The following is a 16879-nucleotide window of genomic DNA, read 5'->3' as shown; positions in this document are numbered from 1 at the left end:
TTTTTATGTGAACTGTGAAGCCGTAGTCCGTGGCTTAATCCATTAAAAAATCAGGTGCCATGAATTCTGGATTTGGCCAGTGATAGAAGCCTTCACCGGTAGTTGGTCCAAGCTTGTTAGCATCAATGCGTTCCTTCATCTTTTTTGCGACCAGTCTGAGATCATCATTGTCAGTAGCTTCAGCCTCAGTCACCACAATGTTGTAGTGGGTCTTCATCCCAATCACATCAAGGACAGCAAAGGGACCCACGGCAACACCCAGATCAATCATCCAGGTTTTATCAATTGTTGCCGGTTCCGCAACCCCTTTAGCCCAGAGAATCAAAGCAGCATTCAGCCACGGAATCAGCATGGTATTGAGCACGTAGCGCGGCTGTTCCTTCTTCAACGGAATGGGCACCATACCGATCGTCTTGGCAAAAGCCACCGCTTGATTAAAAACCTCTGGATCAGTTTCAGGTGAGCCCATTACTTCAGCAGTATTACGAATCCAGATTTGATTAGCAAAATGAATGTGCAAGTATTGTTTTGGCCGACCAGTGAAATCTTTTAACTGGCTAGGCAACAACGTTGAAGAGTTACTGGCGAAGATCGTCTTGGCTGGTGCAACTTTGGCTAATGACTCATAAAATGATTGCTTGATTGCAATCTTTTCAGGAATCGCTTCAATCACTAAATCAGCATTTTTGACTGCATCCGCTAAATCGGTTGAGTAGCTTAATTGTTCCAACCCCTGTTCAAACGCACCATCCGTAATCTTCAAATCACGCTGATAATCCGCTTTTAACAGTTTAATATGCTGTTTAGCTGCCTTCATTGCTTCATCATTAATATCATAAAGGACAACTTTAAGTCCCTTAAAAGCTGTTTGATAAGCAATCTGGCTGCCCAAAATGCCACCGCCAATCACGGTTACCTGTTCAATTGTCATGGTGAGTCCCTCCGTATTCTCTTAGTTAATTACAGGATAAATAGTTTTAATTTGTGAGTAAATACACATTCAATCAATTTCCCATTTTCGGTGCTAAAATGGTTCTTGGTATCTGGTATGACCAATACAAGGAGGAGACTTTCATGAAATTTAAACCAATCGAGGCCCCTAGTGCAACGGACTTATTCGTCACGCAAATTAAGAATGCCATTATCGCTGGTCAATTAAAGCCTGGCGAAAAATTGCCCCATGAACGGGAACTCTCAGAAACCATGAATGTCAGCCGTTCTGTCATTAATACCGGATTAAGTCGCCTGCAGCAACTGCACTTCATCCACATTCAGCCACGGCAAGGCGCTATCGTGGCCGATTATCGCTCTGAAGGTACTCTGGAAACGTTGAATCAAGTCGTCTCCTTTGATGGCGGCTATTATCAGCCCTCACTACTCCAATCAATTTATGAATTTCGCCAAGTCACGGAAGAAAACATCGTGACGTTAGCTGCGAAGCGCCAAGACAAGCCCAGTTTGCGGTTGGCTCAAACCGCTTTAGATCAATTTAAACAGCGTAATACCCTGCAAGAATGGTCATTAACCACCTTCGATTTCTTCCATGCCCTAGCTTTGGCCTCCCAAAACCAGGTTTATCCATTGATCATTAATAGTTTTCGGCCGATGTATTTGAAGTTAGCCGAATGGAATAGCAAAGATGGTGGCAATACGGAGTTTATTAAACGCAATCAGGCACTTTTAGATGCCATCAGTGATAATGATGAAAAATTAGCCGTAGAACTAGATCACTCATTGATTGAGTGGAGTTTTCGAGATTTAATGCGGGCATAACTCATTTTGACACAAAAAGAAGCAGTTTTAAGAACGTCAAGCATCCTTAAAACTGCTTCTTTTATACTGTGCTTAATTTTTTACTATTCTGTCATCACCAAAATTGGCTTAATAACCTTACCTGATTTGGAATCTTCCATCGCTAACGCCACCAGACTTGCCAACCAACCGTTCAGCTATTACAGTAAGTGCAGTTAACTAAAATGATGAAGGGATAACAACATGAAAAAAATACTTACAAGCTTAATGATGGCATTGGGTTTAGCAGTCGGCCTGGGCGTGCCCATGACGCAGCCAGCGCCATTGATGACTACTGTTCAAGCCAGTCATCAAATCAAATTAAGGGGCACTAATAATGCTCGCGACCTTGGTGGCTATCAAACCGCCACGAAGCAAACGGTGAAGCCGCGCTTACTGCTGCGGTCAGCAAAATTAGCCCATTTAACCGCCAGCGATAAACGCCTGCTGACCCACCAATATCATTTAAAGACCGTGGTCGATCTGCGGACACCAGCGGTCATCAAAGCAACACCAGACGCCACAATACCCAGTGTAAAATTAATGAAGAATCCAGTAGTATCCGATAACACCATGGCTAGCGTTAATCGAGTAGCGCAAACGAGCGGCTCGCGCTCAATGATCAAACTTTATCAGTCCTTTGTGACAACCCAACAAGCTCGTCACGCCTATCGACAGCTGTTTGAACAACTCTTAAAAGCGCCCAGTAATCACGCTATTTTATGGCACTGCAGTGAAGGCAAAGACCGCACTGGCTTCGCGTCAGCCTTAGTCTTAACCGCACTGGGCGTTCCTAAAAAAACTGTTTATCAAGATTACCTCGCTTCTAATCATTACAATCACGGATTGATCAGCCAGCAAGTCTCCGCGATGAAGCACCATGGTTATTCCAACGGTGCTATTACGCGCAAGCAAGATACTTTGTTAGTAAAAAAATCCTATTTAGATGCAGCCTACCAAGCAGCTGATAAAAAATATGGCTCCTTAACTGGCTATTTAACTAAAGGATTGGGCTTATCAGCTAGTGACCTTGCCCAGTTAAAACAGCATTACTTAACAAAGTAATTGCGGTGAATTCCAATAAAGATGATTTAGAACCGTCAAACGTTCTTAAATCATCTTTTTATTTTACCTGCATTTTGTCGAAGCAGAGCCAACAACTAAATCGCCCTATCCCTATCATTGAAGTTTAAATTTGTGGTATGCTATTTGGTTAGCAAAAATCTTATACATAGGGGAACTACATATTGGCAAACCAGAAAAGCATTGGCACAAAACAACCAAAGTCATTTCGATTAATGGCGTTAGCCGCACTGGGGTCCGGGTTCGCAACCTACGCCGTCAGCGCCATCATGATTTTATATCTTTACGAACCGCTGCATCTTGGCGGTTTGGAGATCGACCGCATCACCGCTACCCAGATCATGGCGGTGTTCTCTTCACTGGGCTACTTCGCCGGTATCGCTGGCAGTTACGCCGCTGATCGGCTGATTGGGCTGCGCAAACCGTATCTGTACGGGACCCTGCTGAACGTCGTGGCCATCTCGTTACTCGTCGTACCCCATGGCGGACTGCCCCTGTTCTTCACGAGTTTGGCCCTGCAGATCATTGCTTCCGGTATCACCGGGCAAAGCCTCTACGCCCTAGTAGGCCTGATCTATCGGCAAATGGGCACCATGCGCAATACGGCGTTTACCCTGATCTACATCATGAATAACGTAGGTGCGGCGGGGCCGATCATTACCGGTGCCGTGGCACTGAAATTTGGCTACAACGCCGGCTTTTTAGTGGCCGTCGTTGTACTATTACTGACGACTCTGCCCTACATTTTCTTGAATCATCGTTACTTCGGTGATCTCGGTATGGTGCCACCAGACCCGATGCAACCGTCAGAACGCCGCCTGCTAGCAAAACGGTTACTGGTAATCACTGCGATAGTCATCATTTTAGTCGGAATACTCATCCATCTAGGCTGGTTGACCGCCAAAAGTTTCAGCAGTGCTGTTGGTCTCATTGGCATCGTCTTGCCGGTGGGATACGTGCTTAAAATTGTTCGCAGCCCTAAGGTAACGCACCGGGAAGCTAGCCGCGTTAAAACGTATGGTATTTTCCTGATTGGGACAACCATCAGCATGCTGGTCTCCGGTCAGGCAACCGGGATACTCTCACTTTATACGCTGGACCACGTTAATTTAACCGTCTGGGGAATCCATCTCTCCGCTGCCAGTTTTCAAACGTTCCCAGCCGTTTTCGCCGTTTTATTTGGCACCATTAGCAGCCAAATCTGGGGTAAACTGGGGTCTCATCAGCCCAATGACGGCTTAAAGTTTGGCATCGGCCTGCTGCTTTGGGGTGCTGGCCCACTATTTATGGTTCTACCATTATCCCTTTTTCCGAGCAACGTTAAAGTATCGCCATTATGGATCATCACTTTCTACGCGCTGATCATCGCTGGTGAAACCTTCACGTCCCCAGTTGGCCGGGCAATGGCCAGTGAGGTCGCCCCCACCGCATTTATGACGCAAATGATGACCATTTTCACCCTTTCACAAGCTGCCGGATCCGGCCTGTCAGCAATCGCCGCCAACTTTTATACCAAGGGACACGAAGCGGCCTACTTCTTAGTCATTGGCCTTATCGCAATTGTCTGGGGTGTCTTGTTAATCAGCAAGAACCGGGGAATTATAAGAAAAATAAATGATTAAGAATAAGTGCCCAGTCTCATCAAAAAATGATGAAACTGGGCACTAATCATTTAAGCTATATCATTTTAACTCACTTGATCCGATCGTTTTGCCACCATCTGATCAATAAAATACTGATGGAACCGCTTATCTAACGTTAACTCCGGATGAAATGATGTGACCAGCACGTTTCCCTGCTGAGCAGCAACGATTTGACCATCCGTTAGCGTCACCAACGCTTCTGCCGGCTGGTTCACCTCGGACAGGTACGGTGCCCGGATAAAAATACCATGATACGGTTTTGACCAGCCTTTAACCGTCAGCGCCGTTTCAAAACTTTCACGCTGCCGGCCAAAGCCATTGCGCACCACCGTGCCGTTCAAGCCATCTAGCGATTCCGGCTGGGCGAGCAGGACTAATCCAGCACAGGTGCCAAAGATCGGGAAGCCCTGCTGAACCAGTGCCTTTATTGGCGATAACAGCTGTTCACGAACCAACAGCTTACGCATCGTGGTACTTTCACCGCCAGGAATCACCAGTCCATCGAGACCGGTAAGATCCGGCTGTTCTTTAACGGGACGTGCGGTGACGCCGCAAGCCGTTAGTATATCCAAATGTTCGCTGGCCGCACCTTGAAGTGCTAAAACACCAATTTTCACACGCATTGCCCCCCTTTTAGATACCGCGATCCGCCATCTTTTGATCTTCCGTCAACGTTGAAATATCGATACCTTTCATTGGTTTGCCCAAATGTTCGGATACCTTGGCAATCAACGCGTAGTCCGTTGGGTGCGCCGTGGCGGTCACGATAGCCTTCGCGAACTTAGCGGGGTTCTCCGACTTAAAGATTCCGGAACCAACGAAGATCCCGTCAGCGCCTAAGTTCATCATGAGGGCTGCATCCGCTGGTGTTGAGACCCCGCCGGCCGCAAAGTTTACAACGGGCAATTTGCCTAGATCATGCACCTGCTTGACCAATTCGTAAGGTGCCTTAAGATCCCGGCTAATAGTCATCAGCTGATCCGGATCAGCCACCTTGACGTGACCGATCTGTTCGTTGACCTTTTCCATGTGGCGCACCGCTTCGATAATGTTACCAGTCCCCGGTTCACCTTTGGTCCGCATCATGGAGGCGCCTTCACCGATTCGGCGTAAAGCTTCGCCTAAATCCCGGCAGCCGCAAACAAAGGGTACCTTGTAATCGTTTTTATTAATGTGATAGTTATCATCAGCTGGCGTCAATACTTCACTTTCATCTATGTAATCAACACCAATGGCTTCTAGAATTCGCGCTTCAGCAATGTGACCAATGCGGACCTTCGCCATGACTGGAATCGTCACTGCGGCCATAATTGCCTTGATCATTGCTGGGTCAGACATCCGGGCTACACCACCGGCTGCGCGAATATCTGAAGGGACCCGTTCCAGCGCCATGACGGCAACCGCACCAGCATTCTCCGCAATCTTCGCCTGTTCCACGTTAGCGACATCCATAATGACGCCGCCCTTTTGCATCTGCGCCATACCACGTTTAACCGTTGTTGTTCCTGTTTCTTTCATCATCATTCCTCCATCTCTTTAAATTATTTACATACTAAGGCTGAACAACTATAATGACAGCAACCAATTGGGTGGTAAATTAACCATCCAATTTTAAAAAAGAAGGTGACAGCATGAATTGGCAGCTCCCCAGCGGTAACCAATCGTTATACGTGAAAGTCATTACTCTGATCACTAATGCCATCAATACCGGTAATCTATTACCTGGCCAGCAACTGCCGGCCGAACGCAAATTAGCCCAGATGCTCACCGTTAACCGGTCGACCATTCAACGGGCGTTAAACGAACTCGTCAGTAACGGCTTATTGTCGCGCAAACGTGGCAGCGGTACCTGGGTCAGTACGGATAAATGGGGCGTTTTAAACGAAAGCGTTAATTGGCGTACTTACCTCGCTGCTAACCGCTTCAGCGACCCTGAAAATTACCTGACACAACTGCGTAATCTAGAGTCAGATCCGCAGGCCATTAACCTGACCAATTTTAAGATTCCCAGCACCATGGCACTACCCATTTCGCCCAACCACATTTCGGCCAAGCAAGTGGTGGAACAGGAAAACCAAGTCGATATCAGCGGCATTGCCTCCCTTAAATCACAATTAATTTCCCGGCTGTCGACGTTATTGCAGCAACCCGTCGCCGCTAACCAGCTACTGATTACTTCAGGCGCACAGCAGGCCTTTTATTTAATCACACAGGGCTTACTCTCCTATGGTGACGCGATTGCCATTGAAAAACCCTCTTACTTTTACCAGCTGACCTTCTTTCAAGTGGCCGGGATCCGGGTCTACGGTATCCCCTTACTGGCAGATGGCAGTCTGGACTTGAACCGGCTCCAGCAAGAATACTACAAACACCGATTTCGTTTTCTGTTCGTTAACCCCAACGGTCAAAACCCAACTGGACAAATGATGCCACTGGCTAAACGAAAAGCCTTGATCAAAGTCTGCCAAACCCTGAAGCTCCCCATTGTCGAAGATGATCCGTTTGGTATCGCCAACTCCTTTGACGCGCCCGCATCGGTGCCATTGCTAAAGGCCCTGGATCCTAATAACGTGCTGTATGTCGGCTCACTGTCTTCACTGGTCGGCAACCACGCGCGGGTCGGCTGGTTATTGGCACCGGCATTTATCGTGGATCAGCTAGCCGATATTCGCCAGCAAATGGAAGCCGGCATGAGTATCTTTCCCCAGATCATCGCTGCCCAGTTCTTAGCACAGCCTGACCTGTACCAGCAGATTCAGCGTCAAGCCAACCGTCTGCAGCAACAGCAAGCCTTGCTGCAACAGGCCCTGCAGCCCTTTGTCGATCAGGGCCAATTGACTTACCAGCTCCCCGTTAACGGCAATAGTTTCTGGGTGCATTTACAGCTGACACGCCGGCTAAACGTCACGGACTATACGTTATTTCTCAAGCAAAAGGTGCTGGTACAGCCTGATTTTCTATTTGGCGCGCATCAAAATAAGCTGCGTATGGGGTTCGCTGATTTGAATTCGGCCCAAATCCCGCAATTGCAGGAACGGCTACGGCTGATTTTATCGGAGTTATAGACTTAACCGTTGCTTTATTCAACTAAAATAAGTGCCCAGTCTCATCACAAAAGATGAAACTGGGCACTTATTATTTAAAATTATTTATTCAGCCGTCAACGCGTCAACTTCAGCATCAACACCAAATTCAGCTTTGATCCGCGCCTTCATCGCGGTCACCGCTTCAGCCTGGCGCACGCGCTGTTCTTGATTAATAGCTTCAATTACTAAAATCGCATCCGTGGTCTGATTAGTTAGCATCGTGCGTTCACCATCGCGCCAATTAAAGCAGCGACAAATCGCACCGATCTGATCATAGTAGATCACTTCGCCTGGCAGGGCTGGTTCGTCCTCGTCTTCACCCAGCGGTTTAAAGGCTTCGCCACCTTTGGCAACGCCCAGATGCATCGGGCCGGCCATCGCCGCCAAATTTTCGCCGCCGCAAGGGACACCAAATTCCAGAGAAACACTGTTATACACATCGACTAAGGGGTTGATTGGTGAAAGGCTTTTCCCCTGATCGACCCGTTTCAGTAATGCTTCGATCGATGAGCGAGCACCCCGCTTCTTCTTGAATTTCGTGTAAGCCTCGCGCCATTGCGCAACCACTGGATTACTACGAAACGGATTGGCCGTTAAATACTGGCGGGACTTGTCCATCGCGTCATTTAACAACGCTTGGAAATGCGGCTTTCTTGTCTCGTCAACGGTGTTATTCAGTCCGTGAACGGACAACGCACTGATCTGTGCGTCTGGAAATAGTTTCCAAAACGCTGAATCGACTACTAAATTTGCCATTTTGTCACACCCTAAATTAAAGATTGGTAACTCTTTATGCAAGTACCGTTTGCTGTTAATCTTACAGTAATGGTATCGACGCTTCAAATTTATGACTGTAAAATTTAGAAAATACATTAAAGGAGGTAAACCCAATGGCCTCAAGTGAAGCATTTACGCAGTATATCGCAGAACAGTTTAGCGATGCGGGAACCATAACTTACAAGAAAATGTTCGGTGAGTACGGTCTCTACTGTAACGGTAAATATTTCGCCAGTGTTTGTGACGATCAGCTGTTTGTTAAAATAACGGCTGCCGGATCTAAAATAGTGCCAGATCAAGAAACTGCTTCTTCTTATCCGGGAGCGAAACCACAATTTTTAATCTCAGAACTTGATAACAAGGAACTTCTTTGTAAACTCGCAACTGCAACTTGTGAGGCATTGCCCGCTCCTAAGCCCAAGAAAAGCAAAAATCAAAAACTTTAAATTAAGGCTAATGTTTCCCTATTCAATTCAGACTAAAATAGCGATTATCCTGAGCAAGCAGAATAATCGCTATTTTTTATTTAATATCCTTAACATACCAAGCATCGCAGGCACTATGAGAAGGTTTTGCTAACGGTTTATCCAGCTGTTTAAAACCAACGTGCTTGTATAGCCCCCGAGCCGCGGTATAGTTCATGAAGGTTTCAATATAGAATTTTTCGTAACCAAACTCTTTAGCAGCCTTTTCAGCTGTAATTTCTAGTTGATGCCCAATGTGATGTCCTCGGGCCTTCGGTGATAAGTATAGTTTTTGAAATTCCGCGGTCTTCGGGTAGCCGAATGGGCCTAAACCCGCGCCACCGACCAGTTCACCGTTAACTTCTGCCACCCAATACTTGGCTTTATCTTGGGCTGCATAATGCTCTGCCAGATGATCTAAAACCGTATCATAGTACGGCGAGTTGGGTAAATTATTGCCATACTCGCGAATTGCTGATTGAATAATAGTCTTTAACGGCTGATTATCCTTGGGTTCAATGGGACGAATTTTCATCAAGTGGTACCTCCAAATATGTAGTTTATTAAGTACAATATACGTCATATTATATGATTAATTATTGATTCAAGCAAAATGCCTATTAATGGCCCATTCAATCAGAAATAAAAAAGACTATTGTCATTGTCTAGCACAATAGCCTTCATGTATAAGATTTTATGGTCCTAAATCAGCAGCTCCATCATACTCTCTACGGTTGATACCCAAACTGCATATCCGTTTGCGTATTCATTTGGGTCAACACACTTTGAATGGCATCGATCAATGGCAATACTAAAAGTGCACCAGTACCTTCACCAACCGCTAAGTTCAAGTCTAATAACGGGTTAATGTTTAACAGATTGGTGACTAATGCCGTGCCACTTTCCTTGGAGGCGTGCGAAGCGATCACGTGCTGCTCGATTCCTGGAACCAATAATTCGGCCAAGGACAAGGCAGCGTAAGAAATAAACCCATCTAGTATAATGGGCACACCCTCTTCCGCAGCACCAATGATGGCACCTGCATTACCACCAATTTCATAACCGCCAACCGTCCGCAAAATCTCAAGCGCGTCATCACTAGCCGGCTGCCATTTGTGAAGTGCTTGGGTCACCACGTCAATTTTATGCTGATAACGTTTCTCAGAAATATTGGAGCCGTAACCAACCGTTTGGGCTGGAGAAAGGGCGTAGCGGGCAGCTAAAATGGCCGCCGCCGCAGTCGTGTTCGCAATACCCAGCTCGCCTAGTAACAGCACCCGGTTGCCATCCGCAATCGCTTGCTTGGCGACTTCTCGCCCAGTTTCGATAGACTGCTGCGCTTCGTCGCGCGTCATGGCTGGTTCTACCAGCATGTCCCGGGTCCCCCAGCGAATCTTGCGATGGATAATGCGCTTATCTGGCAGGGAAGCGCGGACACCCATGTCGATGACTTCTAGGCCACAATGAACACTAGCAGCCATCGCCCCGGCAGCGGTATGCCCGTTAAGCAAATTAACGGACTGAATGGCAGTTACCTTTTGAGGAGTAGCTGAAACACCTTCACTGGCAACACCATGATCGGCCGCAAAGACCAGACAGCACCGTTTTGATACCGATAATTCAGACTGGTGTTGAATCCCAGCTATCGTCACCGCTAATTCTTCCAAACGGCCTAAACCGGCTATGGGCTTAGCAAGCTGGTCAAGCTTTTGTTGCATAGCTTCTCTGTCCGTCTGTGAAATCGACTTTATCGCATAAGTGTGCATTAAACCATCCTCCAAACAATAATTAATTATCTTGTTAAGTATACCATGTTAGGGCTTTCAAAGATGATTGGCTTGAGTAAATTCAAAAAGCTGCCAGCGCTCTAACCCAGCACCCCTATCAATGAGACATCTATTTAACGATATAGTTGCTGATCAACGAACCTAACTGTTTGTTTAAGTCTTTATCTGAAAAGACGTCGACGTAAACCGCAGCACCAGTATTAACAATGACCCCAGTATCACCGCTATCGGTGTACTTAGGTGTGCCCGCTGCCCGTTCCTTACGCCAGCTAAAAAGCACGATTTCAATTTTCGAATTATTGTAAGCGGTAACCATTTTAGTTTTAGTTGCCTTTTCTTCGAATTGCTGGCGAGTAACCTGTAAACAGGTGTAAAAATCATCGACTGGTTTTTCATCGATCACCAAATCATCACCAAAGTTATTTTGCACAGCGAATCCACCTAATGTGTTGGGATCCACGTTATTTGCAGCTAGAAAATCAGTAATTTTTTGAGTCGTCATTGTCATAACTTATCTCCTTTATAATTAATCATGCTACTACTAAATAGTTTACCCCAAAAACACAGCATCAGCTAACGAATAATGATACATTGAATAACTACGGCTCATTCGGTATAGTTATACGAGTAATTGTTTGAAATAACGCTGTAACGCCATTTAGAAAGAGGGGGATAAGTGTGGATGATGACGAACCAGAAGGCTGTTTTGGCGTAATAGATTCATGTCTAGGTTGCATTGGTTACGGCTTCCTTTCAATTGTGATGCTTTTCATAGTTGGGCTTATTTTTTATATTGGCTGGGGAATGCTAACTAATATTGGAAATAGTTAATCATGGCAGCGTAGAAAACAGTTATATCAAATTGTTGCAAAGTCATCACAAGCCGTTGCGGTCGCTACCCGTGATGGTCTTTTTTTACAGCCAAAAAACGTCCCAGCCGATATAGCTAGAACGTTTTTGTTTAAATGCGTTTAATTTACTACAATAATTGGTGCCATGACATTAATCGTTGTGACCAAAATCTACCGAACTGGGCAAGCGCCCCCGATGCAGTCGGACTGGTCGATCAGTTCCAGATCCTTCTTATCCATCGTATTCAGTGAGGTGTAGACGTCCTTCACGTTATTAGTGATCTGAGCTTTGCGTTGCTCATAAACGTTCTTAGAAATTGGTTCCTTAGGTGCCTGCTTCAGACCACTGCCACTATATGGCAACAATGAAGTGGACTTGATACTGAACCGATATTGCTTCATCAAGCCAGCAATCTGGTCACTCTCCCTCTTCAACTGGAAGGTGATCGTGCAGCTGACGGCGTTATCTGACCAGTACTTCTGTAAGAAGGCCTGGGTGGCAAACTGCTCCGCAATCGATACAGTCCCTGCTGAAGCGAACTCTTTACTGTCAGCGTGAGCGGCCCGAACCGGGAACTCAACACAAACGGTATTCTTCGTGTAAATATCTGGTTCCATCTTGTAGCCAGACAGCCGTAATGCTGGTAGCAGCGGGTCACTATCTTGGAACCGAATCCGTTGAATCAGGTACCCGGCGTAGTGGAAGTGCATCCCTTCGGAAACGCCGGCTAATTTGGCAACGGTCCCGGATGGCTTAACAGTAGTATGCTTCAGGGAAGGTGCACAGCCCAATACTTCAGAATAGTTGTTGTCGGCTGACACGATAGCATGGTACAGTTCATCAAATTTAGCCACTACCCGTTGATCGTAAATGGGTTCCTTGATGGCTTCGTGAGTCTCGGGGTCGATGCCATCCTTAAAGCCACGGACTACTCGATTACCAAAGGCCTTTAAGATCCAGTCCTGAATACCTGACATGGAGATGCCAATCCGATGATTCTGCTTAATGACGTTGCGGGAAACTTCCCAATCGTAGTCACTAAAGGTCACCCGCTTAGCGAAACGGGTCCCTAACGTGAAGGCTCGGTCAAGGTCAAAGCCCTGTTCCATTGCGACGGAAGGAAAGACTTCAAAGAGGTTGCAAGGCTCACCGTTAGCCAGTGAGATCTCGCCACAGGGGTTCGTCCCTTCAACGGCGCCGTCAATGTTTTCCTGACGACCATCGACTAGCCGACCGTAATTTTTAGACAATTCTAGGTTAACGATCCCCGGTTCACCATTGTGTAAAATGGAATCGGCAACCGCGGTGTAATCCTGTTTATGCGTATCAACTGCCACACTGTTATTAGATGCCCAGCGATGGTGGTAAAGCTTTTTTTGATCCTGCTTCATGGTAATGAAGGCATCGTCGTCACTGGAACCCAAGGCTAACTCAGCAGAGCGCCGCACATTCCCAGCCACTACCGTTTTACCAATCAGATTACCCACATCAGTGCAGTCAACCGACGTTAACTTGTGACCGACACGAGAATTTAGTAAGGTATTAATATCAAATAACATTTCGATCAACGGCATTGGACCAGAGGCGGTACCGCCAAAGCCCTTGATTTTGGCACCCTTTGGCCGAATATCACTAACATCTAAGATCAGGTTGGTCTTGCGGTCCGGGTTAGTTCCGTTGAAGTGCATATCTATCAGGTTGGCGTTCGCTAAAACCCAGCCTTCGCGCGTATCTAGTAATTTGTAGTAACGACCGTCGTCCAAGGTGTGGTCAGCTAACCACTGCTGCTTATCGGTGGCGCCCAGCGCAACGGAATCCTTGTAAGACTGACTGGCCTTATCGACTAAAATCGTTAAGGTAATGTTGTTGTCCACGGCTGGAATCTGGCGTACGTTATCCTGAACAACTGAAAAGCCGACACCGCCGCCCTTCATCAACTGGTCGAACATGAACGAATACGGCATTGAAACCGCTGGCTGGTCTTGATCAAGGTATTCCGGCACAATGTGGCTGTCGCCGTATGGTTGCGGCCGAACTGCGACAAACCAGCAGTTGTTTAATGCATCGCCGTTACGTTCTTGATACGGTGTCCCAGAAATCCACAAGTTGCGGCCCGATGGTGTAGCGGAAAGGCTATAAACTAATTTAAAGAGATCCTGTGCTTCGGTCTCAAGTTCACTGATCACTTCTGGGTCGATGTGATCTTCGTGGAGGCGTGGATCCAGGTTAACGTTACCTTCCACGACCCGCTTAACGGTTTCATCCCACTCTTCATGACGGTTTTCTGACTCGATCCAACGTGAATATGTACGTTTGTAAGTGACCCAGCCCAGTGGACCCCAATGTGGTGTGATCTCGGCTTTGACCTTTTCAATAAAATCATTTGATAATGTTATTAAACGTTTAACTGCAACTTGCATAGCAATTCCCCTTTCTCGACACCATATATAGTATCGTGGTCGGGATTAAATATCAATATGCAGTGTTTGAACACAAGTTCGATTACGTGAACCAAAAACACCCATGGCACGGATTTTGCCGGTTATAAATTTATTTAGGGTTGGCATTCCATTGGGGAAATGATTGTGTACTAAAAACGTCTATATGTCCAATAAATTAACAGACTACTAAAGTTAATAGACAGTAAAAGAGCGATGTACAACTGCACCGCTCCTTTACTGTACTTCCCTATATCTTCTTGAACAAGCAATTAAAGGCTGTCCGAATGTCTATTTTCGATACAAGATAATTTATGAAAGCATCAACTCTGCCAATTCCGCACCACTAATTTTCCCGATATTAGTAGCCAGATCACTCTTATCAAAGGCTTTTGCCAGGCTGTTCTGATCAAAGGCTGTTCCAATAGTATTCTTTTCAATAATGGTAATATCGCCACCGGTAATAAAGTCGCCGTAAATCTTAAAATCAGTCACAACGTTGTTATCCACGTTGAAATTAAAGGCGATCGTCCCAATGTCAAAGTGCTTAGACCGATAGTACTTGAATCCTGGATTGGTCCCAAAGTTCCATTCCTCGGTGTCATATTTACCCTTCAGACGCTGATCAATAATCTGCCAGTCGTGGTCATTGAGATGATAGGTGTCAATCTGATCCAGACTATCCACCCCAAACATATGGCAAATTAAATGGGTCTTGAATTCTTCAGCCGTCCATTTTTGATATTCCGGCTTCAAATAAGGCTTAATGTTAGTCACCCGTTTATCAACTGAGGCGACCCCCTTTGAACTGAGCTTATCCTTTTCTGGCGTGAGTACTTCGTCAGCAGCGTCCATGTTGAGATCATACATCAAGGTTCCGCCGGCAGCATAGGCATCGCCGACTTTAAACATGGTCATGCCAGAGAATTTCATTCCATCAATGGTTAAATCGTTGCGCCCATGAAGCTGCGCACCGGTCGCACCAAAATCGTGCAATGCGTCCAAGATTGGGTTCGCAATGGCTTCATAGTTGCCAAAGTCTGCCGTATCACCCACCACGATATTTTCAAAAATAATGTTGCCAAAATCATGGTAAACCGCGCCACCGCCGGATGTTCTGCGCACCAGACTGATACCGTGCTTCTTTAGATATGGCAGATCCACTTCCGCATACGCATTTTGATTGACCCCAATAATGACTGAGGGCTGGTTGATATACACGATTAAACCGTGCCCCTTCTTGTGTAAATCATTTGCCAAATAATTGTCCAAGGATTGATTAACCGTTGCATCGTATACTGATTTTCCATTTCGACTTGTATCGATAAAGAACATATTGATTGCCTCCAAATAACGAATTTCTATCTTACTAATAGCCGCTATATTCCGTTTAAATCCCTAATCTATAGTATCTGAAAGGGACGCTCGCCTCTTTTTATTATTCAGCCATTTCTTTAAAATGGTTACTTACTTATAGTATAGGGCAGATTTCGGAGGACACGCGTTTTGAAGTGTTAGGGAAGGTTTTCAAATTATTTGGAAATAACCTCTCAACAATTAACTTTTCAATTTCACAAATTGAATAGCTAATAGATTTTTACCAATTTCCCTTATATTTACATATTTAACTAGCACCACGCGTAAATATATGTACCCCTCCGAAAGTTAGTAAGGGCAATGAAAAGAGACTGGGAAAAAGTTCTAATTTTTCCAGCCTCATTTTTTCTATATTCAACAACGCCTCAGACCTCAATCACCAAGAAAACTCCTTAAATATTGTTGACATTGCAAATTATTTGCATTGCTGTATACTTATATTTTGCATTGCAAACTAATTGGAGGCCACACATGACACCAGAACATTTCATCGAAAAATTTCGTCTTTTTAACCGCTATTACTCAAACTTGTTATCAGGATTTGACCGCACGCTATACGGCAATCCCTTCTCCCTAATCGAAGATCGCGTCATAACCGCAATCAAGGTCGCAGGCGTCACCAACCCCAACGATATCAGCGAGAAACTCAACTTGAATAAAAGCCAATTGAGCAAAATTCTCACAAAAATGGAAAACCAAGATGTTGTCCAACGCTCAATCAACCCTAAGGACAAACGATCCATGTTAATCAACCTGACTGAAAAAGGTGAACGTTTACAGGATCAACAAGTCCATACCGTTCAAAAAGGTTTAAATGAGTTCGTTGCTCCCTACAGTTCCCAACAGTTAGACCGAGTGAGTTCGGCGATGCATCTCATTAAGAACACGCTAACTAATCAACACAAAGTTGCTATCGAAACAGCTGGTGTGGCGGATATCGGCTATATCGCTGATCTTCATGCTCGCGTTTATACGGCTCGCCACTATCACACCATTTTTCAATATTATGTACTGGGTGCCTTAGCCGAATACGCCAAATCAGGGCTTAACGGCGTCACCTTCATCGCAACCGTAGATGGCACTCGGGCCGGAACCGTTAGCCTAGTCGAGACAACCGATGGCGCCTGGCAAGTACGCTGGTTCGTCGTAGATTCCGCCTATCAAGGCCATGGCTTAGGCAAACAACTCATCGCCACGCTGGTTAAGTACGCAGCAGCTCATGATATTTCTCGCATGTATCTCTGGACGGTTAGCGAATTAGAGGCCGCCAGAAGTATTTATGCGCGCAACGGGTTTCATTGCGTTGAAACCAAACCCAATCACGAGTGGAAAGATGATGTTGTCACGGAAGAACGCTGGGATTATGCACCGGACGCTCAGGATTAACATCGTTATCCAAGTCTCATCAATCGAGTAAAATAACCCGCAGACCCAAAACAGGCCTGTGGGTTATTTTGAGTCTACAATTTTACTATTCAGCTAACGCGTAGTGCTAGTTTCGTAATATAGCTCAGGCAGTTCACTAATCTATTCTAAGCCCACTTTTTCCTTGAATTAAATTGCTATGAACCTTGATGACAT

At 45.8% G+C, this 16879-nt stretch carries 16 protein-coding genes; 7 read left to right on the top strand and 9 right to left on the bottom strand.

Annotation, left to right across the window (positions count from 1 at the left end):
* Positions 1–34 precede the first annotated feature (34 nt).
* Positions 35–931 (bottom strand): 3-hydroxyacyl-CoA dehydrogenase, encoded by an 897-nt coding sequence (locus FFM73_RS04575; RefSeq protein WP_137630608.1) that lies wholly within the window; start codon positions 929–931, stop codon positions 35–37.
* A gap of 143 nt (positions 932–1074) precedes the next feature.
* Here FFM73_RS04575 and FFM73_RS04570 point away from each other — a divergent pair, with 143 nt between their 5' ends.
* The 3 genes from FFM73_RS04570 (at position 1075) to FFM73_RS04560 (ending at position 4496) form a co-directional block, all read left to right on the top strand.
* Positions 1075–1773, top strand: a complete 699-nt coding sequence (locus FFM73_RS04570; RefSeq protein WP_171001207.1) for a FadR/GntR family transcriptional regulator — start codon at positions 1075–1077, stop codon at positions 1771–1773.
* A 222-nt stretch (positions 1774–1995) separates the two neighbouring features.
* Positions 1996–2856, top strand: coding sequence for a tyrosine-protein phosphatase (locus FFM73_RS04565; RefSeq protein WP_137630606.1), 861 nt, complete (start codon positions 1996–1998; stop codon positions 2854–2856).
* A 182-nt stretch (positions 2857–3038) separates the two neighbouring features.
* The gene (locus tag FFM73_RS04560; protein WP_137630605.1) at positions 3039–4496 is read left to right on the top strand and encodes a peptide MFS transporter; all 1458 of its coding nucleotides are present in this window, start codon (positions 3039–3041) and stop codon (positions 4494–4496) included.
* Between the two features lie 65 nt (positions 4497–4561).
* Here the strand turns inward: FFM73_RS04560 and pdxT are convergent, their stop codons facing one another.
* Both pdxT and pdxS read right to left on the bottom strand, forming a co-directional pair.
* A complete protein-coding gene (gene pdxT / locus FFM73_RS04555) occupies positions 4562–5134 on the bottom strand; it encodes a pyridoxal 5'-phosphate synthase glutaminase subunit PdxT (RefSeq protein WP_137630604.1) in 573 nt (190 codons plus the stop codon).
* A 16-nt stretch (positions 5135–5150) separates the two neighbouring features.
* Entirely contained in the window at positions 5151–6035 is an 885-nt protein-coding gene (pdxS, locus tag FFM73_RS04550) for a pyridoxal 5'-phosphate synthase lyase subunit PdxS (protein ID WP_137630603.1), read from the bottom strand.
* Between the two features lie 113 nt (positions 6036–6148).
* On the opposite strand from pdxS, the gene FFM73_RS04545 reads away from it, so the two are divergent.
* Entirely contained in the window at positions 6149–7582 is a 1434-nt protein-coding gene (locus FFM73_RS04545; RefSeq protein WP_137630602.1) for an aminotransferase-like domain-containing protein, read from the top strand.
* Positions 7583–7666: 84 nt separating this feature from the next.
* Here FFM73_RS04545 and FFM73_RS04540 read toward each other — a convergent pair whose 3' ends face one another.
* Positions 7667–8359 (bottom strand): B3/B4 domain-containing protein, encoded by a 693-nt coding sequence (locus FFM73_RS04540; protein WP_137630601.1) that lies wholly within the window; start codon positions 8357–8359, stop codon positions 7667–7669.
* Between the two features lie 134 nt (positions 8360–8493).
* Between FFM73_RS04540 and FFM73_RS04535 the strand changes: the two genes are divergently transcribed.
* Positions 8494–8826 (top strand): TfoX/Sxy family protein, encoded by a 333-nt coding sequence (locus tag FFM73_RS04535; protein WP_137630600.1) that lies wholly within the window; start codon positions 8494–8496, stop codon positions 8824–8826.
* 76 nt (positions 8827–8902) lie between these two features.
* Here the strand turns inward: FFM73_RS04535 and FFM73_RS04530 are convergent, their stop codons facing one another.
* The 3 genes from FFM73_RS04530 to FFM73_RS04520 form a co-directional block, all read right to left on the bottom strand.
* A complete protein-coding gene (locus FFM73_RS04530) occupies positions 8903–9379 on the bottom strand; it encodes a GNAT family N-acetyltransferase (protein ID WP_171001206.1) in 477 nt (158 codons plus the stop codon).
* A 193-nt stretch (positions 9380–9572) separates the two neighbouring features.
* Entirely contained in the window at positions 9573–10610 is a 1038-nt protein-coding gene (cobT, locus tag FFM73_RS04525; RefSeq protein WP_137630598.1) for a nicotinate-nucleotide--dimethylbenzimidazole phosphoribosyltransferase, read from the bottom strand.
* A 130-nt stretch (positions 10611–10740) separates the two neighbouring features.
* Complete coding sequence (locus tag FFM73_RS04520; protein ID WP_137630597.1) at positions 10741–11139, bottom strand: hypothetical protein; 399 nt, start codon at positions 11137–11139, stop codon at positions 10741–10743.
* A 170-nt stretch (positions 11140–11309) separates the two neighbouring features.
* Here FFM73_RS04520 and FFM73_RS12750 point away from each other — a divergent pair, with 170 nt between their 5' ends.
* On the top strand, positions 11310–11462 hold the full coding sequence (locus FFM73_RS12750) for a hypothetical protein (RefSeq protein ID WP_171001205.1): 153 nt from the start codon (positions 11310–11312) through the stop codon (positions 11460–11462).
* 191 nt (positions 11463–11653) lie between these two features.
* Here FFM73_RS12750 and nrdJ read toward each other — a convergent pair whose 3' ends face one another.
* Both nrdJ and lplA read right to left on the bottom strand, forming a co-directional pair.
* Positions 11654–13903, bottom strand: a complete 2250-nt coding sequence (gene nrdJ / locus FFM73_RS04515) for a ribonucleoside-triphosphate reductase, adenosylcobalamin-dependent (RefSeq protein WP_137630596.1) — start codon at positions 13901–13903, stop codon at positions 11654–11656.
* A gap of 330 nt (positions 13904–14233) precedes the next feature.
* Entirely contained in the window at positions 14234–15256 is a 1023-nt protein-coding gene (gene lplA, locus FFM73_RS04510) for a lipoate--protein ligase (RefSeq protein WP_137630595.1), read from the bottom strand.
* Between the two features lie 513 nt (positions 15257–15769).
* Here lplA and FFM73_RS04505 point away from each other — a divergent pair.
* Entirely contained in the window at positions 15770–16684 is a 915-nt protein-coding gene (locus tag FFM73_RS04505; RefSeq protein ID WP_137630594.1) for a bifunctional helix-turn-helix transcriptional regulator/GNAT family N-acetyltransferase, read from the top strand.
* Positions 16685–16879 lie beyond the last annotated feature (195 nt).

The organism is Secundilactobacillus hailunensis (assembly GCF_005405185.1).
Taxonomy (GTDB): Bacteria; Bacillota; Bacilli; order Lactobacillales; family Lactobacillaceae; genus Secundilactobacillus; species Secundilactobacillus hailunensis.
Note: the sequence above shows the minus strand (reverse complement) of the source record. Positions and strands in the feature narration are given on the sequence as shown.